This is a genomic window from Tardiphaga sp. 215_C5_N2_1, assembly GCF_052076055.1.
Lineage (GTDB): Bacteria > Pseudomonadota > Alphaproteobacteria > Rhizobiales > Xanthobacteraceae > Tardiphaga > Tardiphaga robiniae.
In genome coordinates, this window is sequence record NZ_CP197240.1 from 6,189,009 (window position 1) to 6,215,162 (window position 26,154).

22 protein-coding genes and 1 pseudogene are annotated in these 26,154 nt (G+C 61.1%); 20 read left to right on the forward strand and 3 right to left on the reverse strand.

Annotated elements, in window-relative coordinates; genetic code table 11:
- The 7 genes from AB7828_RS29350 (at window position 1) to AB7828_RS29380 (ending at window position 8,049) form a co-directional block, all read left to right on the forward strand.
- Window positions 1-795 (forward strand): IclR family transcriptional regulator, encoded by a 795-nt coding sequence (locus AB7828_RS29350; RefSeq protein WP_441231899.1) that lies wholly within the window; start codon window positions 1-3, stop codon window positions 793-795.
- Window positions 796-946: 151 nt separating this feature from the next.
- The gene (locus tag AB7828_RS29355) at window positions 947-1,984 is read left to right on the forward strand and encodes a BMP family protein (RefSeq protein WP_231077706.1); all 1,038 of its coding nucleotides are present in this window, start codon (window positions 947-949) and stop codon (window positions 1,982-1,984) included.
- Window positions 1,985-2,007: 23 nt separating this feature from the next.
- Window positions 2,008-3,522, forward strand: coding sequence for an ABC transporter ATP-binding protein (locus AB7828_RS29360; protein ID WP_175368232.1), 1,515 nt, complete (start codon window positions 2,008-2,010; stop codon window positions 3,520-3,522).
- Window positions 3,519-4,625: an ABC transporter permease gene (locus AB7828_RS29365; protein ID WP_175368233.1), complete on the forward strand. Its 1,107-nt coding sequence runs from the start codon at window positions 3,519-3,521 to the stop codon at window positions 4,623-4,625. Before AB7828_RS29360 ends, AB7828_RS29365 begins: the two co-directional genes overlap by 4 nt.
- Before the next feature lie 2 nt (window positions 4,626-4,627).
- A complete protein-coding gene (locus AB7828_RS29370) occupies window positions 4,628-5,551 on the forward strand; it encodes an ABC transporter permease (RefSeq protein ID WP_120288893.1) in 924 nt (307 codons plus the stop codon).
- Window positions 5,552-5,578: 27 nt separating this feature from the next.
- On the forward strand, window positions 5,579-6,679 hold the full coding sequence (locus tag AB7828_RS29375) for a ring-opening amidohydrolase (protein ID WP_441231900.1): 1,101 nt from the start codon (window positions 5,579-5,581) through the stop codon (window positions 6,677-6,679).
- Window positions 6,676-8,049, forward strand: coding sequence for an amidase (locus AB7828_RS29380; RefSeq protein WP_441231901.1), 1,374 nt, complete (start codon window positions 6,676-6,678; stop codon window positions 8,047-8,049). Before AB7828_RS29375 ends, AB7828_RS29380 begins: the two co-directional genes overlap by 4 nt.
- 306 nt (window positions 8,050-8,355) lie before the next feature.
- Here AB7828_RS29380 and AB7828_RS29385 read toward each other — a convergent pair whose 3' ends face one another.
- The gene (locus AB7828_RS29385) at window positions 8,356-9,246 is read right to left on the reverse strand and encodes a LysR family transcriptional regulator (protein WP_120288895.1); all 891 of its coding nucleotides are present in this window, start codon (window positions 9,244-9,246) and stop codon (window positions 8,356-8,358) included.
- A gap of 101 nt (window positions 9,247-9,347) precedes the next feature.
- Here AB7828_RS29385 and AB7828_RS29390 point away from each other — a divergent pair, with 101 nt between their 5' ends.
- Entirely contained in the window at window positions 9,348-10,559 is a 1,212-nt protein-coding gene (locus AB7828_RS29390) for an MFS transporter (RefSeq protein WP_441231902.1), read from the forward strand.
- A gap of 619 nt (window positions 10,560-11,178) precedes the next feature.
- Here the strand turns inward: AB7828_RS29390 and AB7828_RS29395 are convergent.
- Window positions 11,179-11,997 (reverse strand): enoyl-CoA hydratase-related protein, encoded by an 819-nt coding sequence (locus tag AB7828_RS29395; RefSeq protein ID WP_441232337.1) that lies wholly within the window; start codon window positions 11,995-11,997, stop codon window positions 11,179-11,181.
- 295 nt (window positions 11,998-12,292) lie between these two features.
- On the opposite strand from AB7828_RS29395, the gene AB7828_RS29400 reads away from it, so the two are divergent.
- The 6 genes from AB7828_RS29400 (at window position 12,293) to AB7828_RS29425 (ending at window position 18,763) form a co-directional block, all read left to right on the forward strand.
- Window positions 12,293-13,159: a helix-turn-helix domain-containing protein gene (locus tag AB7828_RS29400; protein WP_175368236.1), complete on the forward strand. Its 867-nt coding sequence runs from the start codon at window positions 12,293-12,295 to the stop codon at window positions 13,157-13,159.
- Window positions 13,160-13,285: 126 nt separating this feature from the next.
- Window positions 13,286-14,494, forward strand: a complete 1,209-nt coding sequence (locus tag AB7828_RS29405) for a CaiB/BaiF CoA transferase family protein (protein WP_175368237.1) — start codon at window positions 13,286-13,288, stop codon at window positions 14,492-14,494.
- A 1-nt stretch (window position 14,495) separates the two neighbouring features.
- The gene (locus tag AB7828_RS29410) at window positions 14,496-15,236 is read left to right on the forward strand and encodes an SDR family NAD(P)-dependent oxidoreductase (protein WP_309946835.1); all 741 of its coding nucleotides are present in this window, start codon (window positions 14,496-14,498) and stop codon (window positions 15,234-15,236) included.
- On the forward strand, window positions 15,236-15,880 hold the full coding sequence (locus AB7828_RS29415; protein ID WP_176454722.1) for a glutathione S-transferase family protein: 645 nt from the start codon (window positions 15,236-15,238) through the stop codon (window positions 15,878-15,880). The genes AB7828_RS29410 and AB7828_RS29415 overlap by 1 nt, the downstream gene beginning before the upstream one ends.
- Before the next feature lie 159 nt (window positions 15,881-16,039).
- A complete protein-coding gene (locus AB7828_RS29420) occupies window positions 16,040-17,023 on the forward strand; it encodes a Bug family tripartite tricarboxylate transporter substrate binding protein (RefSeq protein ID WP_441231903.1) in 984 nt (327 codons plus the stop codon).
- A 540-nt stretch (window positions 17,024-17,563) separates the two neighbouring features.
- The gene (locus tag AB7828_RS29425) at window positions 17,564-18,763 is read left to right on the forward strand and encodes an ABC transporter substrate-binding protein (protein ID WP_374725680.1); all 1,200 of its coding nucleotides are present in this window, start codon (window positions 17,564-17,566) and stop codon (window positions 18,761-18,763) included.
- A gap of 45 nt (window positions 18,764-18,808) precedes the next feature.
- Here the strand turns inward: AB7828_RS29425 and AB7828_RS29430 are convergent, their stop codons facing one another.
- Complete coding sequence (locus AB7828_RS29430; RefSeq protein ID WP_441232338.1) at window positions 18,809-19,348, reverse strand: winged helix-turn-helix transcriptional regulator; 540 nt, start codon at window positions 19,346-19,348, stop codon at window positions 18,809-18,811.
- 144 nt (window positions 19,349-19,492) lie between these two features.
- Here AB7828_RS29430 and AB7828_RS29435 point away from each other — a divergent pair, with 144 nt between their 5' ends.
- The 6 genes and pseudogenes from AB7828_RS29435 to AB7828_RS29460 all read left to right on the forward strand — a co-directional run bounded on the left by AB7828_RS29435 (window position 19,493) and on the right by AB7828_RS29460 (window position 26,145).
- A complete protein-coding gene (locus AB7828_RS29435; RefSeq protein ID WP_439079878.1) occupies window positions 19,493-20,167 on the forward strand; it encodes a 2-hydroxychromene-2-carboxylate isomerase in 675 nt (224 codons plus the stop codon).
- A 61-nt stretch (window positions 20,168-20,228) separates the two neighbouring features.
- The gene (locus AB7828_RS29440; RefSeq protein WP_441231904.1) at window positions 20,229-21,782 is read left to right on the forward strand and encodes a class I adenylate-forming enzyme family protein; all 1,554 of its coding nucleotides are present in this window, start codon (window positions 20,229-20,231) and stop codon (window positions 21,780-21,782) included.
- A 51-nt stretch (window positions 21,783-21,833) separates the two neighbouring features.
- Window positions 21,834-22,577, forward strand: coding sequence for an SDR family NAD(P)-dependent oxidoreductase (locus AB7828_RS29445; protein ID WP_089267531.1), 744 nt, complete (start codon window positions 21,834-21,836; stop codon window positions 22,575-22,577).
- A gap of 6 nt (window positions 22,578-22,583) precedes the next feature.
- On the forward strand, window positions 22,584-23,765 hold the full coding sequence (locus tag AB7828_RS29450; protein ID WP_120288904.1) for an acyl-CoA dehydrogenase family protein: 1,182 nt from the start codon (window positions 22,584-22,586) through the stop codon (window positions 23,763-23,765).
- 21 nt (window positions 23,766-23,786) lie between these two features.
- Complete coding sequence (locus AB7828_RS29455; RefSeq protein WP_116660943.1) at window positions 23,787-24,917, forward strand: acyl-CoA dehydrogenase family protein; 1,131 nt, start codon at window positions 23,787-23,789, stop codon at window positions 24,915-24,917.
- 41 nt (window positions 24,918-24,958) lie between these two features.
- Window positions 24,959-26,145: pseudogene (locus AB7828_RS29460) on the forward strand (acetyl-CoA C-acyltransferase).
- Window positions 26,146-26,154: the final 9 nt, after the last annotated feature.

The window sequence follows — 26,154 nt, forward strand, 5'->3', positions numbered from 1 at the left end:
GTGGCGCAAGACCCCGAAACTGGACAGACATCAGGCGTTCGCTCGGTCGATCGTGCACTGGCGATCCTGCAAGCGGTTGCGGGCAGCCATGATGGTGCCACGCTTGCTGACGTCGCTCGGCAGCTATCGCTATCGCCCTCGACGGGGCATCGTCTTCTGACAACGTTACAGGAACGTGGTTTCGTTCGTTTTGAACGGCGAACGGGCCGTTGGATGATTGGGCGTTCGGCGCTCAATGTAGGCGCCAACTACGCCGCGTCACGCGATATTGTCGCACTAGCGCAGCCTTTCATGCAGCAGGCGTCGGTCCTGTGCGGCGAGACCATCAATCTCGGATTGCTGGAAGACGGTCACGTGACCTTTCTCTATCGAGTCGAGCCGCGAACGCGCCGTAGCTACGTTCCAGAGGCGCGCGTTAGGATCCCGGCTCATGGATCCAGTATCGGCAAGGCGCTGCTCTCCATGATGCCCGAGCGCGAGGTTCAGTCGTGCCTGGAGCAGAATACGCTCGTCCCGCTCACGCCGCATACGCTGCTCTCGCAGAATGCTCTGCGGCAGGAATTCGAGTCGATCCGGCGCGACGGTTATGCCGTCGACAACCAGGAAAACACGTTAGGGCTACGATGCCTGGCTGCGGCGATTTCCGATGAGTATCGCCGGCCCGTTGCGGCGCTGTCGATGGCGGCCCCTATCGAACGCCTCAAACTTCAGCAAGTTGCTCAACTGGGAAGCATGATCGCCTCCCTGGCTGGAGATATCACGACGGCCTGGAGCGGTCGGCCGGCGCTACGCTAGGCCCGTAGCGGGCCGAGGCCTTGGAGAAGGCTGGCGATCTTCGGTCGGCCATCTCACCACGTGGAATAGGATTGCATTGACGATCGCGCGGGCCAGTTGTGGTGCCAGTCTTGCTTGGTGAGGTCATGTACCGCCTGTGCAAGGAGCTGCCATGAGTGTTCTGACCAAGGATTCGCCGACAAGCCGTTCGCGCACTGCGTTTGTTGGCCTGTTTGGATTGTGTGCCGCCATCTTTGCCGGACCGGCTGGTGCGGCCGAAAAGGCTGCTTTCCTGCTGCCTGGCAGCATCAACGACCAGAGCTGGAACGCGCAGGGCTACCAGGGTGCCGAGAAGCTCAAGGCTGTCGGCTGGGACGTAGCCTATACCGAAAACGTGCAGGTCGCCGACATGGTCGAGGCGCTGCGCGATTATGCGCGCAAGGATTACAAGGTTGTGGTCGGTCACACCGGCCGGTTCCTATCGGCGATGGAGCGTATCGGTCCCGATTTCCCGAAGACGCTGTTCATTGTCGGTTCGGGCTCAGCCGGCGCCGGGACTAACGTGACCTCAATAGACTACGACAACACGCAGTTCGGCTTCATGATGGGCGTGCTGGCCGCGCGCATGAGCAAGACCGGCAAGATCGGTTCGGTGAACAGCCTCGAAGGGTTGCCGAACGTGGTCGCGCAAGTCGGCGGTTTCCGCAAGGGTGCCAAGAGCGTGCGCCCCGACATCGAGGTTAAGGTCATCTACATCAAAAGCATGGAAGACGCGGCCGAAGCCAAAGAGGCTGCATTGTCGCTGATCGCAGGCGGAGCCGACTTCATCAGCGGAAAGTTGAATGCCGGCCAGACCGGCATCATTCAGGCCGCCAAGGAAAAGGGAGTTTACGCCAACGGACGTTCGTTCGGTCACAGCGAGATCGCACCAGATGCCGTGCTGACCAACATCGTCGAAAAATGGTCCGACATGTATTCGCAGACGGCGCAGGAGCAGGCTAAGTCCGGCGGAGTCGGTGGAAAATACGTGCTCTACGGCCTGAACACGCCCGGCAGCACTGGCGCCGAGCTTGCCTACAATGCGACACAGCCGTTGAATCCCGCCGTGCCTGCGAGCGTGGCTAACGAACTGGACGCGTTGAAAGGAAAGTTCAAGGACGGGTCGCTCAAGATCGCTGTCAACCGCGAAGACGCGCACGGAGGAATCTGACCCTTGGCTATGGATTGATGCCCATGCTTGAGATGCGCGGCATCAAGAAAGCCTATGGCACTGTGCAGGCCAACCGCGGCATTGATCTCGATGTCGCGGCGGGCCAGATCGTTGGGCTACTCGGCGAGAACGGCTCCGGCAAAAGTACATTGATGAAGCTGCTGTTCGGTGTCGTCAGCGCAGATGCCGGGACGATCCGCTTCAAGGACAAGCCGCTCTCTGGGCATGGCCCCGCGCAGGCGATGGCTGCTGGCCTCGGCATGATCCATCAGCACTTCACGCTGGTGGAAGCGATGAGCGTGACTGAAAACGTCATGCTCGGTGCTCCTGGCTCGAGTCCATGGCTGTCGCCGCGCGAGACGGCCAGCCGTATCAGGCAGGAGAGTGCGACTTACGGGCTCGACATCGACCCCGACGCGATGATCGGCGACCTGCCGCACGGCCGGCGGCAACGCGTCGAGATCGTCAAGGCGATTCTGCGCGGCGCGGATCTGCTGATCCTGGATGAGCCGACGTCCAACCTCAGCCCGCCGGAAGTCGAAGGACTATTGGGCATCATGGCTCGGTTGCGTGACCAGGGTCGGGCCATCGTCTTCATCTCGCACAAGCTCGACGAAGTGATCGCGATCTGCAGTGAAGTCGTAGTGCTGCGCGATGGTGCAGTTGCTGGAACATGCCGGGTGGAAGGTGCAACACGCGCCGGTCTGGCACGGATGATGGTGGGTCGGGACATGCCGCCACCCATCGCGCGCGAAGCTACCGCCGCGGGCCGCAACGTTTTGCATGTCGGACAGATGGCGCTAACCGAGCGTGGAGTGGAACGTCTGGCTCCGATTTCATTCTCGTTGCGTGCCGGAGAAATTCTCGCGATCGCAGGGATCGACGGCAACGGACAGACTGAACTGGCTGAATGTCTGGCGGGCCTGCGGCTTCCGACGGCAGGCGGTATCGACCTCGACGGTCACGATATCACGCTGGCAAGCGTCGGCGAGCGGACAGAATTGGGGATGGCCTATATTCCCGTCGATCGAGCCACGATGTCGCTGGTCACCGGAATGAGCGTCTCCGACAATCTGGCGTTGCGCGATTTCGACAAGCCGCCGCTGTCCCGGGGTGGATACCTGGCACGTAGCTACTTTGCGGAACGCGCCCGGGAGATGTCACAGCGTTTCGCGATCAAGGCCTCGGGCCCTGACATCGCCGCGCGGACGTTGTCGGGCGGCAATCAGCAGAAGATCGTGCTGGCGCGGGAGATCGGCCGACATCCTGCAGTCATGATCGCGCACCAGCCGGTCTGGGGGCTGGATCCCGGCGCCACACATTTCGTTATCGAGCAGATCTTGGCGCTGCGGGCCGCTGGCGGCGCAATCATCTATATCTCATCGTCTCTGGAAGAAGTGATGACGCTCGGCGACCGCATCGCGGTGATGCAGGGGGGGCGGCTGTCAATCCCGATCGACCGCGACACTGTAGACCTGACGCAGATCGGACTGATGATGGCAGGGGACGACAGCTTGATCCATGGCGCCGCGGCATGACCATCCTCTCTAATATCGACACGGTGAACAATGAGCCTCCACCGCGGAAGGTCACGTTCATGAAAGCTGCCAGCGTACTGCGGCGTTTGCTGGCAGGTACGGCGACACGCGCGACCCTGGCGGTGGCGCTGGCGCTGCTCGTAACTGCGGTGCTGATCCTGATCTCCGGCAAAAATCCGCTGCTTGCCTATGCCGCGCTATTAAAGGGAGCATTCGGCTCGATCGACCGCATCGCATTCGGCTTCAACAAGAGTACGCCGTATATTCTCGCCGGTCTTGGCGTTGCACTGTGCTTTCGCGCCAATGTCATCAATATCGGCGCCGAAGGGCAGATCGCGGTCGGCGGTATCGGCGCTACGGCGGTCGCGCTGAGCGGCCTGGCGTTGCCCGGCCTATTGCTGATGCCGCTTGCGCTGCTTGCGGGTGTTGTATGCGGCGCTGCGTGGTCTGGGCTTGCCGCCTTCGTCAGCCTCAAGCGCGGCGTTCATGAGGTTCTATGCACGCTGTTGCTGAATTTCGTCGGCGTCCTTCTTGTCAGCGAAATGTTGCATGGGAAACTGGGCGAACCGGGAGCCGGATTTCCGCAGTCACCGTTGCTGCCGCGGGCCATCTGGTTGCCGAAGCTGGTGGCCGGTACTGATCTGCATATCGGCATCGTTTTGGCAGTGATCGCGACCGTTGCTTGTCATATCCTGTTCTGGCGCACGACATTTGGTTTTCGCCTGCGGATCATGGGAGCCAGCCGGGATGCCGCACGTTATGTCGGTATTTCCAGTATCCGGCAGACCATGCGCGTGATGCTGACCGCCGGCGGCTTGGCGGGATTGGCCGGCGGTGTCGAAGTGCTCGGTGTGCATTATCGATTGATCGAGGGATTCTCGGCAGGATTCGGTTTCAACGCCGTGGGCGTAGCATTGCTGGCCTCGCTCAATCCCCTGGCCGTTCTGCCCGCCGGATTGTTCATTGGATTTCTGGAAGCGGGTGCGCTCGCCATGCAGCGTGAGGTCGGCGTGCCGTCATCGCTTGTCTTCGTCATTCAGGGACTGACGATGGTGTTCGTGCTGTGCGCGCTCGGATTGCGCGGCGAGCGAAGCAAGGTGTGACCATGGATCTCATGATGATTGCGGATCTCGCCGCTGCCACCATCCGGATTTCGACACCGCTATTGTTTGCCGCTCTGGGCGGGTTGTTGAGCGAAAAGGCCGGCACATTCGCCGTCGGCATCGAGGGCATGATGCTTGCCGGAGCATTCACAGGCGCGATCTCGGCATTTGTGTTCGGCAACGTCGCCCTCGGTTTTGCCCTTGCCGCACTGGGCGGTGCAGCGACGGGAAGCCTGCTCGCTTTCGCAACGGCGCGCTGCCGCGCCGACCAGATGGTGACAGGCCTCGCTGTAAACGTGCTGGTTCTGGGCTTGTCCAGTTTCTTGCTGCGCGGACTGTTCGGCGGACGTGCTCCCGTAATCCGACTGACGCCCCCGGGCACATGGCCGTTGCCCTGGCTCTCGGAGATTCCAGTCATGGGACCTGTCCTGTTTCGACAGTCTGCGATTGTCTATCTGGCGTTCCTACTCGTTGTTCCGTTGACACTGTTTCTGACCAAGACGCGGGCAGGGCTGACATTGCGGGCGGTTGGTGAAAATCCGGAAGCCGCATTCGCGGCCGGTTATGATCCGATCCGCATCCGCATGATCGCTATCGTCGCGGGGGGCGCTTTGGCAGGGCTGGGCGGGGCCGTGCTTGCTCTTCAGGAGGTCGGCAGCTTCACGGACGGCATGACGAACGGTCGCGGTTTCATAGCGCTTGCTGCCATCATGGTCGGCCGCTGGACACCGGTCGGTGCCATCGCTGGATGTCTGATCTTCGGCTTCGTGTCCGCGCTGGAACTGCGCGCCCAAAGCTGGGGCTTGCCGGTCAGTTCCTACGTGATGCAGATGATGCCTTATTGCCTCGCGCTCGCATTGCTCGCTGGCGTGAGTCGATCCGCCCGCCTACCGGCGGCGATCGGTGTTCCCTTCATCCGACATTAATACACACGCTGATCCGATGGAGTCCCTATGCATATCAACGTTCACAAGGTCGATATGGCTTCCCCGAGTGACGTTTCGGGGCTAGCTGCGCTGATCGATGCCGGCACGATCGATCCTGCGACGATCGTCGCATTGATCGGAAAAACAGAAGGCAATGGCGGCGCCAATGATTTTACCCGCGGTTTCGCCACGCTGTCCTATCAATTGCTGCTCGCCAAGAACCTTGCTATTTCGCCTGAGGGCGTAGGCAAGCGCATCGCATTCGTTTGGTCCGGTGGCACCGAGGGCGTGCTGTCGCCTCACGCGACCATCCTGACAAGAACGCCGGCACAGGGCACGCCGGACGGCACCAAGCGGTTGGCGATCGGCATCACCATGACAGGTACGATCGCGCCGGAGGAGATCGGGACCAAGCGGCATGCATCTGCTGTCGCCGATGCCGTTCGGGAGGCTTTGGTGGAGGCCGGCATTAACAACCTTGATGATGTGCACTACGTCCAGGTGAAGGGGCCGCTTTTGACTCCGGCCGGCATCGCGGATGCGGACCGGCGCGGCGTCGCCACCGCGACGCGCGATCCGAACGGCTCGAAGGCATTTGCGCGCGGTGCGATGGCGCTGGGGGTAGCCCTGGGTCTCGGCGAGATCACGCAGGAGACGTTCGACACAACACGGATCGCTGGCGATCTCGATGTTTATTCGGCAGTTGCTTCCACATCGGCAGGCGGCGAGCTCATCAGCTGCGAGATTCTGCTGTTTGGCAATTCAAGTCAGGCAACCAGCCCGTGCCGCATGGGCCATGCAATCCTGAAAGACGCGATCGACGCCAGCGGCGTTCGCCGCGCGCTGGCCAGTGCGGGGCTGTCGCTGTCGGCAGAGCCGACGGAGGATGAGACATCCCGGATTGCGGCGATCTTCGCGAAAGCAGAGGCCAGCCCGACGGGCAAGATCAGGGGCCATCGCAACACCATGCTGTCGGATGCCGACATCAACTATGAGCGGCACGCGCGCGCCGCCTTGGGCGCTGTCATCGCATCAGTGACATCTGATACCGCAATCTTCGTGTCGGGCGGAACAGAGCATCAATGCGCACCGGGCGAAGCGCCGATCGCGGCGATCGTCCGGATATGAGCAGCACCGCTCCGCTCTGGACACTGACCGCAGCTCAGCTGAATCAGGCTTTTGCGGCGCGGATCGCAACACCGAGTGACGCAGTGGAGTCTATCCTCGCCCGCCACGACGAGGTCAATCCGCGCATCAACGCCGTCGTGACGCTGGATCGCGACGGTGCCAGGATCGCGGCGGCACAAAGCACGGCGCGGTGGCGCGCCGGTGCATCCAAAAGTGCCCTCGATGGTGTTCCGATTACCATCAAGGACAACATCCATGTCGCCGGGCTACGGACGACCTGGGGCAGCCGGCTCTTTGCCGATCACGTCCCGACGCGCGACGAAACACCTGTCGCAAGACTGCGCGACGCCGGCGCAATTATTCTCGGGAAAACAAACGTGCCGGAATTCACCGTGCAGGGGATCACTGACAACGCGCTGTTCGGCGCGACGCGCAATCCGTGGAATCCCGACCTGACACCAGGTGGTTCGAGTGGTGGTGCAGTTGGAGCTGTCGCTGCGGGTATTGGGCCGCTGGCTCTGTGCACCGATGGCGGCGGTTCGATCCGGCGTCCTGCAGGTCACACCGGGCTCGTCGGCTTCAAGCCGTCACGCGGGTTGGTGCCACGCGCGCATGGGTTGCCTGCGATCCTGCACGATTTCGAAGTTGCCGGACCGATCGGCCGGAGCCTCCGCGATGTAAAGATCATGCTTGATATCATCGCGGGTACTGAGTCGATCGCTCCGGAAGCCACTTCGAGACCGTTGCGCATTGCTTACATCCCGACATTCTCCGATGCGCCGGTCGATCCGACTATCGCCCGTAGTGTCGCAGCGGCTGCTAAAGCTTTTGCCGAACAAGGTCATCACGTGGAGCGACTTGACCATTTCGTTCTGGCTGAACCAATCGGCGCGATCTGGCCGACGCTCAGCGAAACCGGCGTCGCTTGGCTACTAGATCGGTATCCTGATCGGGATGGCGACGTCGGTGCCGGTGTCGCCGCGATGTCGGAGCGCGGTCGTCTGCATACGGCGCGGGATTACTTGAACCTGCTTCAGACGGTCGCCGATGTGGAGCATGAATTCATCGCATTGTTCGCGCGCTTTGATGTTCTGTTGTTGCCGACGGCAGCTGCACAGCCCTGGCCGATCGGCTTGTCGCATCCTACTATGATTGACGGGCGACCGGTGGGACCTCGCGGGCATGCCGTTTTCACGGCGTTCGCCAATGCCCTGGGCCTTCCGGCCATCTCTATCCCCGGCGATCCAGCAGATGACGGGATGCCGATCGGCATACAGCTCTGCGGTGCGTGTGGCGCTGACGCACTCGTGTTTCGTGTCGCGGCGATCTTATCATCCGATATAGTGGCGGATATCCAGAACATAAGCTGAGCTGCGATCCGCAAATTTGAAGCTATGGACGCGATGCGTCGACAGTCACGCACCGGCGTGCGCGGGTTGATTCATCATGTTGTTGGAGTGAACAAAAAACGGCACGGCAGTCAAGCGTCGAACTCTTTGATGACACCCTCCGGCGCGTGCGTTCGTTGGCGCAAGTAACGCTTGTCTGCTTTTGGCGCAAAGCGGACACACGCGTAAAAGCTTCTGCGTGAGCTAAGCTCATTGGATCAAATGTGCAGTTATGCAGACCATACTGGCGGATAAGGGTTGCATGCGGATGTAGCACTCTGCGGATCCCTACCGCCGTCCCGCGTATTCCACCCCAAGTATACTTTCGAGTTCTGCGATGAACATGCGGACCTTCGGCAGCACGAGTTTTGCGCTCGGGTAGACGACCCAGATGGTGTGATCGCCCGCGCTGGCGTCGTCGAGTTCGAGGCGAACGAGCGTGCCGTCCCGCAAGTTCTCGCGGACGTTCCAATGAGAAAGAAGCGTGATCCCTGCGCCGTGCACACAGGCATCGTGCAGGGCGTCGGCGGTGGCGGTCAGGCGCACGTTGAGGGCCACCTGCCGCTCGCGGCCATCGATCCGGAGCGGCCAGCGGTTCATCGCGGACAGCGACAGGCATGCGTGGTGCTTCAAATCCGCGGCGGTGCGAGGCCGTCCGAATGCTTCGATGTAGCTGGGCGCCGCCACCAACACGCGGGGGCTGATTCCGATTGGGCGGGCCACCAGGCTATTCTCTCTGGGCTCCGTAAATCGGATCGCCAGGTCCATTCCTGTCCCCGTGATGTCCACGACGTCGTCGGTCAGCTCCAGATCGATCCGAAGTGAAGGGTGGGTCTTTAGCAAGCGCGGAACGATGGGGGCGATGAGCTTTCGTCCGAAGGCCGTCGAGGTGTTTACCCGCAGCGTTCCGGAGACGCCTTCCCTGGCGGCCCGAAGATTGGCGCGTGCAGCGAGTTCGCCTTCGACGAGCGCCTGCGCGTAGGGCAGGAACGCTTCGCCCTCCGGTGTTAGCGACATCGAACGCGTCGTCCGGTGAAACAGCCGGACGCCGAGATCCTTTTCGAGAGCGGCCAGCCGGCGTGTCGCCACCATGGGAGAGATTTGCAGTCGGCGAGCGGCCCCCGCAAGACTTCCCGCCAAGGCTGCATCGACCAGTACGGCGACGGCGTCGGTGTCCATTGTATCTTAATCCGATATGACGGCTTATCGATTGGGGACACTACCGCGGAAATCGATGCAACGCTAGTTGTGGCTCAGCAACGCATTCAAAAGGGTTTCCGATGTCCGAACTTGCAACGCCCTCCGTCGAGACCGTCGCTCGACCGTTCGGGCGCCCTCTGGCCTTCGTCATGGCCACCGCGACCGGCATCGCGGTGGCCAACATCTACTACAATCAGCCGATGCTCGGGGTGATTCAGGCCGCATTCCCCGGCCAGAGCGCTGCGGAGCTAATCCCGACGGCCACCCAGATCGGCTATGCCGCCGGGCTGTTTCTCCTCGTGCCGCTGGGCGACATGATGGATCGGCGACGACTCATCATCGTGCAATTTGGTTTGCTGGCCGTTGCGCTCGCACTCGCCGCCCTGGCGCCGACCGCCTGGGCCCTGGTCGCGGCGTCCCTGGTGGTCGGAATGACGTCGACCGTCGCGCAGCAGATAATTCCGTTTGCGGCCTCTCTGGCGTCGCCGGAGCGGCGCGGCCAGACCGTCGGCACGATCATGTCAGGATTGTTGTGCGGGTTGTTGTTCAGCCGCACATTGGCAGGCTTCGTCGCAAGCCATGCAGGATGGCGCGACATGTTCTGGTTGGGGGCTCCTCTGGCCATCGTTGCCGGAACTACGATGGCGACCGCTCTTCCTCGTAACAATCCCTACGTGGCGATGCCGTATGGCGACGCCATGAAGTCCATGGTCAAGCTGTGGAGTTCCGAGCCAACGCTTCGTTCGGCGACCATTGTGCAAGCCGCTCTGTTCGCGTCGTTCACGGTCTTCTGGACCATCCTCGCCCTGCACCTGCGCGAGCCACATCTCGCGCTCGGCGCGGATGTCGCGGGTCTCTTCGGGATTGTCGGTGCCGTCGGCGTCTTTGCGGCCCCGATGGCCGGTCGGCTTGCAGATCGTCGCGGTCCGCACGTGGTCGCCGGTGTCGGAATCGCGATCACGGTCGCCTCGTGGTTCATCTTCGGCTTCTGGAGCAGCCTGTTTGGGCTGATCGTCGGCGTCGTCGTTCTCGATTTCGGCGTGACGAGTGCATTGATCTCCAATCAGCACGTGGTCTTCGGGCTTCATCCTCAGGCGCGCGGAAGAATCAACACGATTTTCATGACTGGCATGTTTCTCGGCGGATCGCTGGGATCGGCCGGTGCGACGATCGCCTGGAACGAGGGAGGCTGGATTGCCGTGAGCATGTTCGGTGCTGTGCTCGCGCTATTTGCGGCCGGTGTCCACGTCTATGTCCGCACGCGACAAATGCGACCGCGGCAAACGGGATGAATGGCGCAGCCTTGAAAACGGCTCCCGACCTGTCGCATCAGGTCGGGATTTAACATGTCTGACCTGCGCATTGTTATGCCATCGCTGAGATACCGCAGTGACTCCCGCCAGGGTGCCAAGATCCTTGAAAACCGAGCGAGGGCAGTTCATGGCGCAAAGCGGACATCGTTGACCCACGAAATCTCCCTCGTAGCATCGTTGCCGCTCGGATGGCCGCACAGCATCAACACGTTGGTTTCAACTAGCGATAGCCTGCCGTGCGATTAATTCTTGGCGATTGTAAGCTGGACCCATACTTCATTGCTCGCGACGTCGGTCGCGGCTCTGGTGTAGGTCTACATCGTCGCAGATCCTCGGTATCAGTGTCGAACTCGCGGTGGTGTACAGTTAGATGTGGAAGAGCGGTGAACAGGTGAACGAAAAGTGGTCGGCGTCAAATGACGTAGTGCACGCCGTGCCAGTTATGAGCGTCGTCGAGTTTTACGGTCTCGACGTGAATATACGTGCAGATCTTGCATAGGTAGACTCTCACCTCGACCCCGTCGTCGTACTTGCAGTGTCGATCTAAAGACATCTGGAAACGGCATCTCAGGCAACGCGTATTGTCTGCCATCTGCGCTCACCGAAACACCGCTGGACGCTTCTCGACGAACGCTCTGACGGCTTCGCGATGCTCCTCGGTCTGCGCGGAGCGGACCAGCCGCTCGGCCTCCTTGTCTAAAGATGCGGCGAAGCCGAGGTGTTGCACCTCGTCCAGGTTGTCTTTCATGGCACCGTAGGCCTCAGCGGGTCCATTCGCCAATCTCAACGCGATCATGAACGCCTCTTCGGCCAGCCTGTCGGCGGCCACGATCCGATTGAATAATCCCATAGTTTCGCAGCGTTGTGCATCGACTCTGTCGGACAACAACATCAGTTCTCTTGCGCGGGCGGCTCCCACCGCTCGCGTGAGTAGCCAGGCGATGCCGTAGTCGCCGCTCAGCCCGATTCTGGCATAGGCCGTACTGACGAATGCTTGCTCCGCTGCGATGCGGATATCGCAGGCCAATGCGAGCGAGAGGCCTGCGCCTGCAGCCGCACCGGGAAGGGCCGCGACCGTCGGCTTCCGCATCTCGAACAGCGCGCCGGTCAAAGTGCGTTGACGTTCGATCAGGCGCGTTACTTTCTGACCAAAGGTTAGTTCGTCTGTGCTGCTGCGGTCGCCCATGCCTTTCACATCGCCACCCGCGCAGAAAGCCTCGCCGGCGCCGGTGATCAGCACCGCGCGTATGCCATTGTCGGTCGAGCAGTATGCGATCATCCGGCGCAGGGCGGGTGTGAGTTTGTCCGACAGCGCATTGCGGGCCGCCGGGCGATTGAGCGTGATCACGGCGACCCGACGGTCGATATGACAAAGCAATTCGTCCGTTCCCGTTTCGACCGAAACTGGCGTCAAGATCGTCATGAAGAGTCCCCCCGTCGTGCACTGTTCGAAAATTGACAGTTCTAAAATAGAACTATAATCTTCGGGCAAGAGGCTGCAAGGCAGGATCGTCTCCGCTTGAGCCGATTGTCAAAGACGGCTGAATGACCGTCGGGAGGAAATAGATGCGCGGTCTGTCCGCGAAGTCCGATGGACTTCCGACGGAGCGATGTTGTGCCCGGTCGCGTGGAAACAGCATCCTCATCTCGAGCCATCCAGGCGTTGCGGTTGCCGAGCGAGTTGTGCATCGACGCGCAGGGGAGACAGTCGCATGAGCAATGTATCCGAGAATGGAGAATTCATCAGGATCGTCGGCGGTCGCGTGCTGTCTAACACCGTCGTCCGCACGCCCGTAATCCGGATTGAAAGCTTCCGCAGGGACGTGTCGAAGCAGGTTCAATGGCATTTCAAGCAGCCAGAACTAGCGCTCTTCTTCTATAGGAGGGGTGCGCGGAAGCTGCGCGGCAAGATGGATGGTCAGTCGTTCGACCAGCAACTTGCCGGCAACTTGGCCGTCTATCCGGCTGGCTTGGAGATCGACGGCGAATTCACCGTCACATCGGCAAAGTCGGATTATACAGTCGTGTTCTTCGACCAGACGTTTATATCGGAACGACTTCCAAGCTTTGCGGCAGCGCCGAGACTGGGGTTCGATAACCCCGCAATCGCCTTCGGACTGGAAGAACTGTGCAGCGAGCCGCATCATGACGACGATGTCTATGCGATGATGGCAGAGGGCTGGGCAATCCAGACACTCGCTGTTCTAAAGCGGATGAGCGGCACCAAGACGCCGCTTGGCAACCGAGGCGGTCTCACCCAGTGCAATCTTAAAAGGATCTCCGAGTTCGTCGAGGAAAACCTCGGTCGGTCGATCGGATTGATGGAGATGGCTTCGCTGGTCGGATTGAGCACTCGACATTTCATTAGGGCATTTTCCGAAAGTACCGGTGATACCCCGCATCAGTATGTCATCGGTCGGCGCATTGAGCGCGCCAAATACCTTATTACTAGTGAGAAGTGTTCGCTGACGGAAATTGGCCTTGCAGTTGGCTTCAGCCATTCGCAACATTTCACGACGAAATTCAAACAGCACACTGGTCTTTGTCCGTCGGGCTTTCGCGCCGCGGTGCGGCATTAGCAAAGTCGGAAAGCAATGTCGCTTTCACGTAGATCCGGCACTATCTGGCAAGCCTGGTCGCCCGCGTTCTTCTAACAGATCCACTCAACGGTGCGTCGTGCGCCGAATGCAGTGGGAATGGAACGCATGCCAGGGCCTCTTTTGGGAGTTCGCGTACTTGATCTGACCAGCGTCGTGTCGGGTCCATTTGCAACCATGTTCTTGGCGGACCAGGGCGCTGAGGTCATCAAGATCGAGCCGCTGGGCGGTGACATCACGCGCCGCAGCCGGGCAGCCATCGACAAGGCCGGGCAGTTCTCGGCGCTGTTCATCTCGTCGAACCGAGGCAAGCGCTCGATCTCGCTCGATATCAAAAGCGAAGCCGGTGCGCGGATTGTCAAGAAGCTCATCGCTCAGTCCGATGTCCTCGTGCAGAACTTTCGCCCGGGTACGATGGAGCGTCTCGGGTTGGGAGCCGACGAGCTCCGGGCGCAATATCCGCGCCTCATCTACGTTTCGATCAGCGGGGTCGGTGAAACCGGGCCGTACGCCAAGAAACGCGTCTACGATCCGATCGTCCAGGGGCTTTCGGGTTTCGCCGACATCCAGTCGCAGGCCGGCACCAACCGACCTCAGATGATACGGACCATCGTCGCGGACAAGACGACGGCAGTGCTGACGGCACAGGCCGTGTCCTCGGCGCTCTATGCGCGCGAGAAGACTGGACGCGGCGATCACATTCGGGTCGCGATGCTGGACGCCATGCTGTCGTTCCTGTGGCCTGAAGGCATGATGCAACACACCGTCGTCGGCGCGGAGGCCTCGTCGCCGGATCCTAATGATCGCCCCGATCTGATCTTCAAGACTGTGGACGGCTATATCACCGCGGGCACGATCTCGGATTCCGAGTGGCAGGGCTTCTGCCGCGCCACCGACGACCCCGAGCTCGTCAAGGACGAGAGGTTCGCGACGCCTGCGGGGCGCTCGGTCAATGCCACCGCGCGCATCAACAAGATGCAGGAATACATCGCCACCCGGACCACGGCCGAATGGCTTACCAGGCTGGACACCGCGGACGTGCCATGTGCACCGGTGCTGCGCCGTAGCGAGATCGTCGCCAACGAGCAGGTGGTGGCGCGCGGCATCATCGAAGAGTTCGAGCAGCCGTCCGTCGGCCGCGTCCGTCAGCCGAAACCTGCGGCCCGGTTCGAAGAGCGCCCGGCGGCCATAGGCGGGCCGGCACCACGCATTGGCGAGCATAGTCGGGAGATCCTGCGTGATCTTGGATTCGACGATGCGGCAATCACGGAAATGACCCTGTCGAAGGTCGTCCGAATTGAAGGCGAGGGACGTTGACATGACTGACAAGAAGCAGGTGGCGCTCCTGGTGGGAGCGGGGGATGCAATTGGCGCGGCCGTCGCGCGGCGATTCGCACAGGGGGGATACGCGATCTGTATCGCGCGGCGCGATGCTGAAAAGTCTGCGGGCCTGGTCGAGGAGCTGCGCGCACAGGGCCACGATGTCCACGCCAGATCGATCGACGCGCGCAACGAGGAAGAAGTGCAGCGGCTGTTCCAGACGGTCGAAGATGAGATGGGCGCCATCGCGGTGTGTCTGTTCAATGCCGGATCCAATGTGCAGAAGCCACTGCTCGAGACGACCGGGAAGCTGTTCTTCAAGGCCTGGGAACTAGCCTGCTATGCCGGCTTCTTGGTGGGACGTGAGGCAGCGAAGCATATGGTGCCGCGCGGCGCCGGCACGATGCTGTTCACCGGCGCGACGGCCAGCATGCGCGGCGGCAGCGGCTTTGCCGCTTTCTCGGCAGCGAAATTCGGTCTGCGGGCCGTCGCGCAGGCCATGGCGCGAGAGCTCGGACCGAAGAACATCCACGTCGTGCACCTGCTGATCGATGCCGGCGTCGACAGCGAGGCGATCCATGAACGGATGAGGAGCCGGGGCCTGGATCCTGCAGCCCGCCAGCCCGACAGCCTCACCACGACGGCGTCGATTGCGGAAGCCTATTGGTTCGCCCATGCGCAGAAGCGAGACGGATGGACGCATGAACTCGATCTTCGGCCGGCTGCGGAGAAATGGTGATGAACCCGGAACTCGTGTTGTGGGGCGTTGGCACCAGCCGGACCATCCGACCTCACTGGGCGCTTCATGAATTGAAGCTCCCCTATACCCGAAAGCCGATCCTGCCGCGGACGGGGGAGACCGAAACGCCCGAATATACGGCCCTCAATCCCCGGCAAAAGGTGCCGCTGTTGCAGGACCACACGCTCGTCATCGGCGAGAGCGCTGCGATCATCGCCTATCTAGCCAAGACCTATCCCGACCAGGCCGCCTCCCTCATTCCGAAAGACTCCGAGACTTACGCGAAGTGGCTCGAATGGTGTTTCTTCATCGTCACCGAACTGGATTCCACGAGCCTGTACGTTATGAGGCGGCATGGGCAGATCAAGGGACTGTCTCACATCTATGGTGATGCACCGGGCGTTGTCGCCCAGGCTGCGGAGTATTTCCGGAAGCAGTTGAAGCACGTCGATGCCGCGCTGTCCGACGGGCGGGAATATCTCCTGGGCGAACAGTTCACCACCGCAGACATCCTGCTGACCACGTGTCTGACCTGGGCCATCGATTATCAGGTGGCGATCTGCGACAGCGCGACGCCTTATCTCGACCGTGTGCTGAATCGCCCCGCCTATCGGGATGCCTCGGCGGCCAACAAGCCGGGCTGATCGCTCCGACAAGACCGGGCGGCGTTGCAGCGTAACACCGGCGACGCTGGCCGCGCGTAAGCGAAATTGCGCCCGGCCTCAAGACGACGATCCGCAGCCGAACAGGCCTCAATGACGCGGACGGAAAAATGACGACGCCTATCAGAGGGAGGATGAAGAATGAAAATAACGCGCCGGTCTTTCTTGGCCGCAACGGCGTCCACCGTTGCATTCCCGTCGATCGCACGATCGGCGGCGGACACCTGGCCGCAGCGACCGATCAGGATCGTCGTCGGCTTCGCCCCGGGCGGACAGACCGACGTCTATGCGCGGATGTATGCCGAGTTCATCGGAAGCCAGACCGGCGTGCCGGTGATCGTCGAGAACAAGACCGGCGCGCTCGGTTCGATTGCCGGGGCCGAGGTCAAGCGGGCAGCGCCGGACGGCTATACCATTCTGTTCAACACGTCTGGCGCGATGACCGTGAACCGCGTGCTGGTAAAGGATCTTGCCTACGACACGGATAAGGATTTTCAGCTGGTTTCGGCGATGCCGACGGGTGGACTGCCGCTCATCACGCGCAAGCAGCTGGGCATCACCGACCTCGACGGCGTCGTTCGCCATGCGCGCGCGACGGGGCGCATGACGCTCGGAACGTTCGGGGTCGGCTCACCTCCGCACCTCACGATCCTCGCGCTCAACAAGCAATATGGCCTGAACATCGAGCCGATCCACTATCGCGGCGAGGCGCCGATGTTCACCGACATGCTGGCACAGACGGTCGACGGCGGTATCGGTACGATCGTTGGCGCGCAGCCCGTCCTACAGAGCGGGGCGGGTGCAGTCGTCGCCGTGCCACGGAAGCGGCTCACGACCTTCCCGGAAGTCAGGACGTTTGCCGAGCAGGGGGCGGATTCGCCGCTCTTCGGACTGCTGACCTATCAATGCTGTGCGGTGCCCACCGGTACGCCAACGGCCATTGCCGAACGCCTGTCGGATCTCATCATGCAGGCGGCGCAGACCGAAAAGGTCAGGACCATGTTCGCGACCTTCGGTATCGATGAAGGACCGATGTCGATGCAGGCGACACGCGAACTCTATGCGCGGGAAGCGCCGATCTGGGTCGACCTTGCAAAGCAGGCAATCGCAGATCGGAAAACCTAGCGTCCGATTCAGCCCCGTCTCATCGACGGGCGGCGTCGCGTCAGCTTCCACTTGCGCGGCGACAATTTGGCGATTGACAAGTTCTTTAAAAGAACTGACCTTGATCACCAAGATTATGGACTAGTAATTGCGATCGAATGATTGCACGCCGCCGCGATCATTGCGGCGAGCCAGGGGAGGATATGATGCGCCGGATCACGACAGCGTTGATGGTTTGCGATCCCAATGGCGGTGCATGCCGCGCGCGGCACCACGTGGCGCGGTGATCGGTGCCGGTGGGATCGCGCGTCATCGGCCCATCGATCGATAGTCAAACTCATTTCGAGGGCTGCCGGGTTTGAACGACGCAGCAGCGCCGGGCTTGGCCGGCCTCTGCCCTGACGAGCCACGGCACCCCGGGGATGGCCGATCCGGGCGCATGTCGCTGTCACCGATGGGTCATGTGCAGGGCTGTTTCTCTCGGCGACGTTGGCGAGAGCTCTTCATTCGAGAATTTTAAATAGCAGGCAGTCAAGCTTGCGGCACTGGAGGGAGCGGACAATGATGAGAAGAATGTTTGTTGGCGTTGCAATGGCAGCGACGCTGTTCGGACTGCAGGCGCGAGCCGAGACAGTCGGCGTCACGGATACCGAAATCAAAATCGGTGCGACCTTTCCGTTCAGCGGACCTGCGTCGCCCTTGAGCAATACCGGCAAGGGGCTCATTGCCTATGTCAACTCGATCAACGATCGCGGCGGCATCGGCGGCAAGAAGATCAATCTCGTTACCTATGACGACGCCTATAGCCCGCCGAAAACGGTCGAACAAACGCGCAAGCTGGTTGAGAGCGACGAAGTTGCGTTCCTGTTCGGCCCGCAGGGCACGCCTGGAATTGGAGCGACGATCAAATACGTCAACGCGAAGAAGGTCCCGCACCTGTTCGTGGTGAGCGGCGTCAACAAGTTCACGAACTTCAAAGAATTCCCGATGACGACGACGGGCCTGCCCAGCTACGACACCGAGGGAAAGATCTACGCCAAATATATCTCGAAGGTGCTGCCGGATGCGAAGATCGCGCTATTGTATCAGAACGACGATCTCGGCAAGGACTTCCTCGCGGCGTTTAAGGCGTATTTCAAGGACGCTTTCGACAAGAAGGTCGTGGCATCCGCATATGAACTGAGTGAGCCCACCATCGACTCCCATGTGGTGAATCTGAAAGCCTCGGGCGCGGCAGCGTTCCTGGTTGCCGGCACGCCGAAGTTCGCCGCGCAGGCGATCAAGAAAGCGTCCGAAATAGGCTGGAAGCCGCTGTTCCTGATCAACTACGTCTCAAGCTCGGTCTCGTCGACAATCGTGCCTGCAGGACCCGACAAGGCGATCGGTATCGTCGCGGCGACCATCGCAAAGGATCCGAGCGACAGCAAATGGGCGGATGATCCCGGGGTCCAGTGGTACAAAGCCCACTTCGCGAAATATCTGCCCGGTGCCGACATTGGCGATGCGAACTATGTGTATGGCACGGAGCAGGGCCAGATCCTGGAGCAGGTTCTGAAACAATGCGCTGGCGATTATTCCCGCGAGAATATCGTGAAGCAGGCACGCAATATTCGGGGCCTGTCCCTGCCGACGTTGATGCCGGGAATTACTATCAATACCGGACCGCAGAATAGCATGGCCTATACCCAGCTTCAGCTGCAGCGCTGGAACGGGAATTCCTGGGACCAGTTCGGCGGTCTTCTGGACGCGAGCTCGGAGTAACGCAGTCGTCGCCAAGTCCGGCTTGTTCTTCGTCCGGACTTGGCCTCAGGCGCGTTTTGCCCTGGAAGCGGTGGCTTTCGGCGCCTGCACCTTAACCTGTGTCTTGGCAATCTGCGTCCTCGGCATTGCCGTTTCGCGAGCGCCAGGCCCCGCATGGACGTGGACTTCCTTCGCAAGCACCGGCTCGCCGCATTCCGAGCAGATCATGAGCGGATCGAAGTGCTTGCCGCATGACTTGTGCTCGTGAAGCATCGGTCGCCCCCGCGAGTCGACCATGTGGATGTTACCCCAATGAACGACCGACATGATGATCGGGTAAAGGTCCAGTCCCTTCTGGGTCAAAATATACTCGTATCGCTTGGGTGCATCCATATAGGGAATGCGCCGGAGCACACCGAATCGAACCAGCTTCTTGAGGCGGTCGGCGAGCAGGTGCCGTGTAATTCCCAGCGATGTCTGGAAGGCGTCGAAGCGACGCTTGCGCAGGAAGCATTCACGCAAAATCATAAGCGTCCAGCGGTCGCCAATCACCGCGACGGTGCGGGCCAGCGAACACGGCTCTTCCTCAAGCGAATCCCATTTCATCCCACGTCTCCGGCATTCCCATTCCGCGCATTCTATTTTGGCATGGACCTCAAAACAATACCGTTGTCGTCGTTCCGGTTTCAAAGCAGGTTTCGCCGTTGACAGTTCTAAAATAGAACTCTAGCGTTCGGTCGGGGCGGACATTTGATCGTGCCCATCAAGATAAAAGGGGAGGCGCCGTTGACCGATCGATCGCAGCCGGAATTCCATTTCGATTTCGGCAGCCCGAACGCCTATCTCGCCGAAGCCGCACTCCCGGGTATCGAGCAACGCACCAAGGTCAAATTTCAATATATTCCGGTCCTGCTGGGCGGGATTTACAAAGCTACCGGTAATATGTCGCCTGCGGAGTCGTTGCGCGGCATCAAGAACAAGCCTGAATATCAGAGGCTGGAGTCCGAGCGCTTCATCCGGCGCCACGGTATCACCAAGTTCAACAGCAATCCGTTCTTCCCGGTCAACACGCTTATGCTCATGCGCGGCGCTGTCGCGGCTAAGTTCGAAGGTGTGTTCGATCCGTATTTTAGGGCGGCCTACCACCATATGTGGGAAGAGCCGAAGAAGATGGACGACCCCGAAGTCTTCGCCGCGGCCTTCAAGTCCTCCGGCATCGACATCGACAGGTTGATCGCGCGGGCGCAGCAGGACGACGTCAAGCAGAAACTCATCAAGGACACGAATGACGCGGTTGCTCGCGGGTCGTTCGGGTCGCCGACGTTCTTCGTCGGCAACGAGATATTCTTCGGCAAGGACAGTCTCAGGGATGTGGAAGAGGCGATCGTTGAGCAGGCTTCCTTCCTGAAAACGAGGACGGCCTAGGTTACCTGACCATACAATCCAGAAGCTGCGACCAAGCGGCTCTTTTCCCGGGAGGACGAAGATGTTGAAGACGGTGGAAACCGATGAGGCAGCGCGCATACTTTCCGCGTTGCCGCGCCGCATCGACCAGGTCATTGATTGCCATGCTGTCGAAACACCCGATCGGATAGCGTTGATCGACGACGGGGACAGCATGACCTATGGTCAGTTGCATAAGGCCGTCGCGGATATTGCCTTTGACCTCACCAAGCTCGGCATCAGGCCCGGCGACCGCCTGATGATCGTCAGCGAAAACAGCATTCCGCTCGCAGGTCTGCTGCTCGCGGCAAGTCGCCTCAATGTCTGGGCGATCGTCGTCAATCCACGGCTGTCCGCTCGTGAGCTGGATCAGATCAGGGATCACAGCGGCGCACGCCGTGTGCTTCTGACGGTCGGCGTGTCCAAGGAAGCTGCGAGCCATGCCGCGCGGTATGAAGCCCAAACGCATCGGATCGGCCCGCTATCGGAGGTGGCCGTTACCGCTCTCAACGAGGGCACGTCACCCGAGCGAGTGGAGGACAGCCCGAAAGATCAGGTGGCCGTTCTCATTTATACGTCGGGTACGACCGGCACGCCCAAAGGCGTGATGCTGACGCACGAGAATCTGCTGTTCAGCGCCAAGACCACGGCCGACATCCGTCGCATGACGCCAGACGACAAGCAGTACATCGTTCTCCCGATCTCGCACATCGTCGGCATTTCGTTGCTGGTGATGACCTTGATGACGGGTGCGCCCGTCCGGTTGGCAAGCAAGTATGATCCGGCCGCACTGGCAAAGGCGATCTCGGACGAAGGCATCACGATCCTGAATGGCGTGCCGGCGACCTATCAGCGATTGCTGGAATACAAATCGGTTACCGGTTTGAGCAAGCTCGATCGAGGCTCGTTGCGTCTTATTGCGGTCGCAGGTGCGCCGCTCGACCTGGACCTGAAGTCGCGCGTCGAGCGCGAACTCGGGCTCTCACTGTTGAACGGCTATGGCATCACCGAGTGCTCACCCGGATTATCCGGCGTGCGCATTGATGCGCCGCGCGACGATCAGGCGGTTGGCCCGCTGCTGCCTGGTGTCGAGGCCAGGATTGTGGGTCTCGACGGATCGCACAAGACTGCCGGCGAGGTCGGCGAGCTCCATGTCCGCGGGCGGAATGTGATGCGCGGCTATTATCGGGCGCCGGATCTGACCGCGAAGGCGATCGATCCGGATGGCTGGTTCAACACCGGCGATCTGGCCCGCTTCGAGGGGGATTGTCTCTTCATTGTCGGCCGCACCAAGGAAATGATCATCCGCTCGGGCTTCAACGTCTACCCCGCCGAGATCGAAGCGGTGTTGAGTACGCATGCCTCGGTCGTGCAGTGTGCGGTCGTGGGGCGCCCGGTGGACGGTAACGAAGAGGTCGTCGCCTTTGTGCAGCTTCTTCAGGGGACCGAGACAACGGCCTCCGATCTGATGGCGCATGTCAGCCCTCAGCTCACATCCTACAAGCGCCCGTCGGAGATCATCGTGCTGCCGGCGCTGCCGGCCACATCCACGGGCAAGATTCTGAAGCACAAGCTGGCGGAATCGCTGCGCAGCTAAGCAGATTGCGGTGGCGTTCGCCGCCGCGTACTCGCATCCGGGAGAACTCAGTTGAAAAAACGCAATGCAACAGTAGCCGTCGTTGGCGCAGGTGACTTCATCGGCGGCGAGATCGCCAAGAAATTCGCTGCGGAAGGTTTCACGGTCTTCGTGGGGCGCCGCCAGGGCGAGAAGCTCGAGCCGCTGATCAAGGAGATCGAGGCCGCGGGGGGCACCGTATTTGGGCGTGCTCTCGATGCGCGCAAGGAAGAGGAGATGGTGAAATTCATCGCCGACGCCGACGCCCATGCGCCGTTGGAGATCTGTGTTTTCAACATCGGTGCTAACGTCAACTTTCCGATCGTGGAGACGACCGAACGTGTGTTCCGCAAGGTCTGGGAGATGGCGTGTTACTCCGGCTTCCTGGCCGGCCGCGAGGCGGCGCGGGCGATGCTGGCGCGCGGAAAGGGCAACATCTTCTTCACGGGCGCGACGGCAAGCCTGCGGGGCGGCAACGGTTTCGCCGCTTTTGCCAGCGCCAAGTTCGGTCTCCGAGCCGTTGCGCAATCGATGGCCAGGGAGCTCGGCCCAAAGAACATTCACGTCGCGCACCTGATCATCGACTCGAGCGTGGATACGGAATGGGTGCGGCAGCTGATCACCAGCCGCGAAGGGCCGAAGGCGATGGAAAACCTCGATCCGAACCGTTTGATGCGGCCGGCTGCTGTCGCCGAGGCTTACTGGGCACTTTACCAGCAGCCGCGTGACGCATGGACGTTCGAGCACGAGATCCGGCCATTTGGCGAGAAGTGGTAGCTTGCCATGGAGCTGAATCTCTCTGCCGAAGATGCAGCCTTCCGCGATGAGGTTCGCTCCTTTATCGCGGAGCATTACCCCAAGGAAATGCGCGTCGCCAACCCGGAGACCGACCTGACCAAGGAGCAATCGCTTCTCTGGCACAAGATCCTACATAAGAAGGGTTGGATCGCGCCGCTCTGGCCGAAGGAGTATGGCGGACCCGGTTGGTCTCTCACCCAGCGCTTCATCTGGGACCAGGAGACCTCGCGTGCGGGGACGCTTCCTCCGCTCGCCTTCAGCGTGACGATGGTCGGCCCGGTCATCTACACGTTCGGGAAGGAGGCGCAGAAGGCGAGGTTCCTGCCACGCATATTGTCGGGCGAGGACTGGTGGTGCCAAGGCTACTCGGAGCCGGGTTCGGGGTCGGATCTAGCCTCGGTCAGGACCAAGGCGGTTCGTGATGGCGATCATTATGTCGTCAACGGGCACAAGACATGGACCACTCTCGCGCAGCACGCGGACTGGATCTTCTGCCTCGTCCGCACCGATCCGTCCGGGAAGCCCCAGGCAGGAATCTCGTTCCTGCTGATCGACATGAAAACGCCGGGTGTGACGGTTCGGCCGATCATCACGATCGACGGCTCACATGAGGTCAACGATGTCTTCCTTGAGGACGTGCGGGTGCCGATCGAGAATCTGATCGGCGAGGAGAACAAGGGCTGGACCTACGCAAAATTCCTCCTCGGCAACGAACGCACCAGCATGGCGGGTATCGGTCGTTCGACGCGGTACCTGCGGCGGCTCAAGGACATCGTCAGGGCGGAAATTCCCGAGGACGATCCGAGTTTCGCGGAGTTCATCCGTGAGATCGCCCGTGTCGAATTGGATGTGCTGGCCCTCGAAGCGACGGAATTGAGGGTTGTCGCGCAGATGTCGCGCGGTATCGATCCCGGCCCGGCCGCATCGCTCTTCAAGATCAGAGGCACCGAGATCTTCCAGCGCATTACCGACCTCACGCACCGCGCGATGGGCAATTACGGCGTTGCTCTTCGAGAGCATCCCGTCAGCGGGAACCGTTTCATGCCCGGGCCTGACTATGGGCATACGTCGGCGGAAAAATACCTCAACTCGCGCAAGCTCAGCATCTACGGCGGATCCAACGAGATTCAACGCAACATCATCGCGAAAGCCGTGCTCGGTCTTTGACCCGCACCAGGAGAGGCGTCCATGGACATCGAACTGACCGAAGACCAGGAATTGCTCCGCAACAGCGTGCAACGGTTCCTGAAGGATGAATACGGCTTCGATGACCGAGCGAAGATCGTCGCGGGCGAAGATGGTTGGAGTCGCGCAGTGTGGGCAAAGTTCGCCGACCTCGGTCTTCTGGCGGCACCGTTCGCGGAGGAATATGGCGGCCTCGGGAACGGCCCGCTGACGACCATGATCGTCATGCAGGAGTTCGGCCGCAGCCTCGTCGTCGAGCCATATTTCGAGACGGTTGTGCTGGCGGGAGGGCTAATCGAGGCATTGGGGACCGACGACCAACGCGGGGAATTGCTCGCCGAGATCGCAGCGGGCGAGGCGACGTGGGCGTTGGCCTGGGCCGAACCGGGATCTCGGTACAACCTCAACAAGGTATCGGTGTCTGCGGACCGAAGTGGTGATGACTACGTCCTGTCGGGAACGAAAGCCGCCGTGATCGGTGCTCCGTGGGCCGACCGGCTGATCGTCTCCGCGAGAACGTCCGGCCGAGATGGCGATCGTGACGGCGTGTCCCTGTTCATCGTCGACAGCCGGGCGGCCGGTCTACACATGCAAAGCTACCGGACGGTCGACGGCAGGCGCGCCGCCGAGGTCACGCTGAAGGATGTTCGCATCCCGGCGGTCAACCTGCTCGGACGCGAAGGCCAGGGAGTCGTCGCGCTCGAGAGCTGTCGCGACCGCGGCATCGGCGGACTGTGTGCCGAGGCTATAGGCGCAATGACCGAGCTGAATGCGGCGACGCTAGACTACAGCAAGACCCGCAAGCAATTCGGCGTGACCCTCGGATCGTTTCAGGTGCTGCAGCACAGAATGGTCGACATGTTTATCGCGCTGCAGGAAGCCGTCTCGTTGATGCAGCATCTAACCCTGACGCTGGCGTCCAACGACGCCCATGTCACGAAGCTAGCCTCCGGCGCGAAGACAAAGGTCGGATATGCTGCGCGCTTCATCGGCGAACAGGCGATCCAACTGCACGGTGGCATGGGCATGAGCGACGAGCTCAAGGTCGGTCACTATTTCAAGCGTATCGGCGCCATCGACATCCAGTTCGGCGACCCCGCTTTCCATCTGATGCGATTCGCCCGCGCCGCATGACGCGCGGTCACGCCCGTCCCATCCAGCCAAGGAAATAATAAATGACCGAAGCCGTAATCGTATCGACCGCCCGCACCCCGATCGGAAAGGCCTATAAGGGCGCGCTCAACAATACCGAAGGTGCGACCATGATGGGACACGCCATTTCGGCTGCGCTCGCACGTGCGAACATCGTTGGCGGAGAAGTCGAGGACGTCGTGATGGGATGCGCCATGCAGCAGGGTACGACGGGGTCGAACATCGCGCGTAAGGCTCTGCTTGCGCCGGTCTTCCCGTCACGGTCGCCGGCACCACCATCGACAGACAGTGCGCGTCGGGGCTTCAGGCGATCGCGCTTGCCGCTCGGTCGGTGATCTTCGATGGCGTGGAGGTCGCGGTCGGCGGAGGCGGTGAATCCATCAGCTTGGTCCAGAACGAGCACATGAACCAGTGGCACGCGGTCGATCCGGAGCTTCTGGCGATCAAAGGCGACGCTTACATCGCCATGCTGGATACGGCCGAAAACGTCGCAAAACGCTACGACATCTCTCGGGACGCGCAGGACGAATACAGTCTCGAAAGTCAGCGCCGCACCGCGGCCGCGCAGCAGGCCGGCCGCTTCAATGACGAACTGGCGCCGATCAAGACGACGATGGCCGTGACTAACAAGGAGACCGGCGCCATCTCCTACAACGAGATCACGCTCTTGGCGGACGAGGGCCCGCGTCCCGACACCACCGCCGAGGGGTTGGCCAAGGTCAAGCCCGCGAAGGGCCCCGGTTACACGATCACCGGCGGCAACGCGAGCCAGCTATCGGACGGTGCCAGCGCCACCGTGGTCATGAGCGACAAGCTCGCCGCCAAAAAGGGCCTAAAGCCGCTCGGAATCTTCCGTGGATTCGTCTCGGCGGGTTGCGAGCCCGACGAGATGGGCATAGGGCCGATCTTCGCCGTTCCGCGTCTCCTCAAACGTCATGGTCTCACGATCGACGACATCGACCTTTGGGAATTGAACGAGGCATTCGCGGTCCAGGTCATCTACTGCCGCGACAAGCTCGGCATTGATCCCGAGAAGCTCAACGTCAACGGCGGCTCCATCGCGGTCGGTCACCCCTATGGCATGACCGGCGCGCGACTGACGGGGCATGCATTGATCGAGGGGCGTCGTCGCAAGGCGAAGTACGCGGTGGTCACGATGTGCGTCGGTGGCGGGATGGGCGCAGCGGGTTTGCTCGAAATCGTTCACTGATAATAAGAA

Coding starts and splice junctions, on each gene's coding strand:
- AB7828_RS29425 (WP_374725680.1), top strand. CDS start 17,564: ATGATGAGAAGAATGTTTGTTGGCGTTGCAATGGCAGCGACGCTGTTC.
- AB7828_RS29400 (WP_175368236.1), top strand. CDS start 12,293: ATGAGCAATGTATCCGAGAATGGAGAATTCATCAGGATCGTCGGCGGT.
- AB7828_RS29385 (WP_120288895.1), bottom strand. CDS start 9,246: ATGGACACCGACGCCGTCGCCGTACTGGTCGATGCAGCCTTGGCGGGA.
- AB7828_RS29450 (WP_120288904.1), top strand. CDS start 22,584: ATGGAGCTGAATCTCTCTGCCGAAGATGCAGCCTTCCGCGATGAGGTT.
- AB7828_RS29360 (WP_175368232.1), top strand. CDS start 2,008: ATGCTTGAGATGCGCGGCATCAAGAAAGCCTATGGCACTGTGCAGGCC.
- AB7828_RS29430 (WP_441232338.1), bottom strand. CDS start 19,348: ATGAAATGGGATTCGCTTGAGGAAGAGCCGTGTTCGCTGGCCCGCACC.
- AB7828_RS29415 (WP_176454722.1), top strand. CDS start 15,236: ATGAACCCGGAACTCGTGTTGTGGGGCGTTGGCACCAGCCGGACCATC.
- AB7828_RS29390 (WP_441231902.1), top strand. CDS start 9,348: ATGTCCGAACTTGCAACGCCCTCCGTCGAGACCGTCGCTCGACCGTTC.
- AB7828_RS29410 (WP_309946835.1), top strand. CDS start 14,496: ATGACTGACAAGAAGCAGGTGGCGCTCCTGGTGGGAGCGGGGGATGCA.
- AB7828_RS29405 (WP_175368237.1), top strand. CDS start 13,286: ATGCCAGGGCCTCTTTTGGGAGTTCGCGTACTTGATCTGACCAGCGTC.
- AB7828_RS29455 (WP_116660943.1), top strand. CDS start 23,787: ATGGACATCGAACTGACCGAAGACCAGGAATTGCTCCGCAACAGCGTG.
- AB7828_RS29440 (WP_441231904.1), top strand. CDS start 20,229: ATGTTGAAGACGGTGGAAACCGATGAGGCAGCGCGCATACTTTCCGCG.
- AB7828_RS29365 (WP_175368233.1), top strand. CDS start 3,519: ATGACCATCCTCTCTAATATCGACACGGTGAACAATGAGCCTCCACCG.
- AB7828_RS29420 (WP_441231903.1), top strand. CDS start 16,040: ATGAAAATAACGCGCCGGTCTTTCTTGGCCGCAACGGCGTCCACCGTT.
- AB7828_RS29375 (WP_441231900.1), top strand. CDS start 5,579: ATGCATATCAACGTTCACAAGGTCGATATGGCTTCCCCGAGTGACGTT.
- AB7828_RS29370 (WP_120288893.1), top strand. CDS start 4,628: ATGGATCTCATGATGATTGCGGATCTCGCCGCTGCCACCATCCGGATT.
- AB7828_RS29380 (WP_441231901.1), top strand. CDS start 6,676: ATGAGCAGCACCGCTCCGCTCTGGACACTGACCGCAGCTCAGCTGAAT.
- AB7828_RS29355 (WP_231077706.1), top strand. CDS start 947: ATGAGTGTTCTGACCAAGGATTCGCCGACAAGCCGTTCGCGCACTGCG.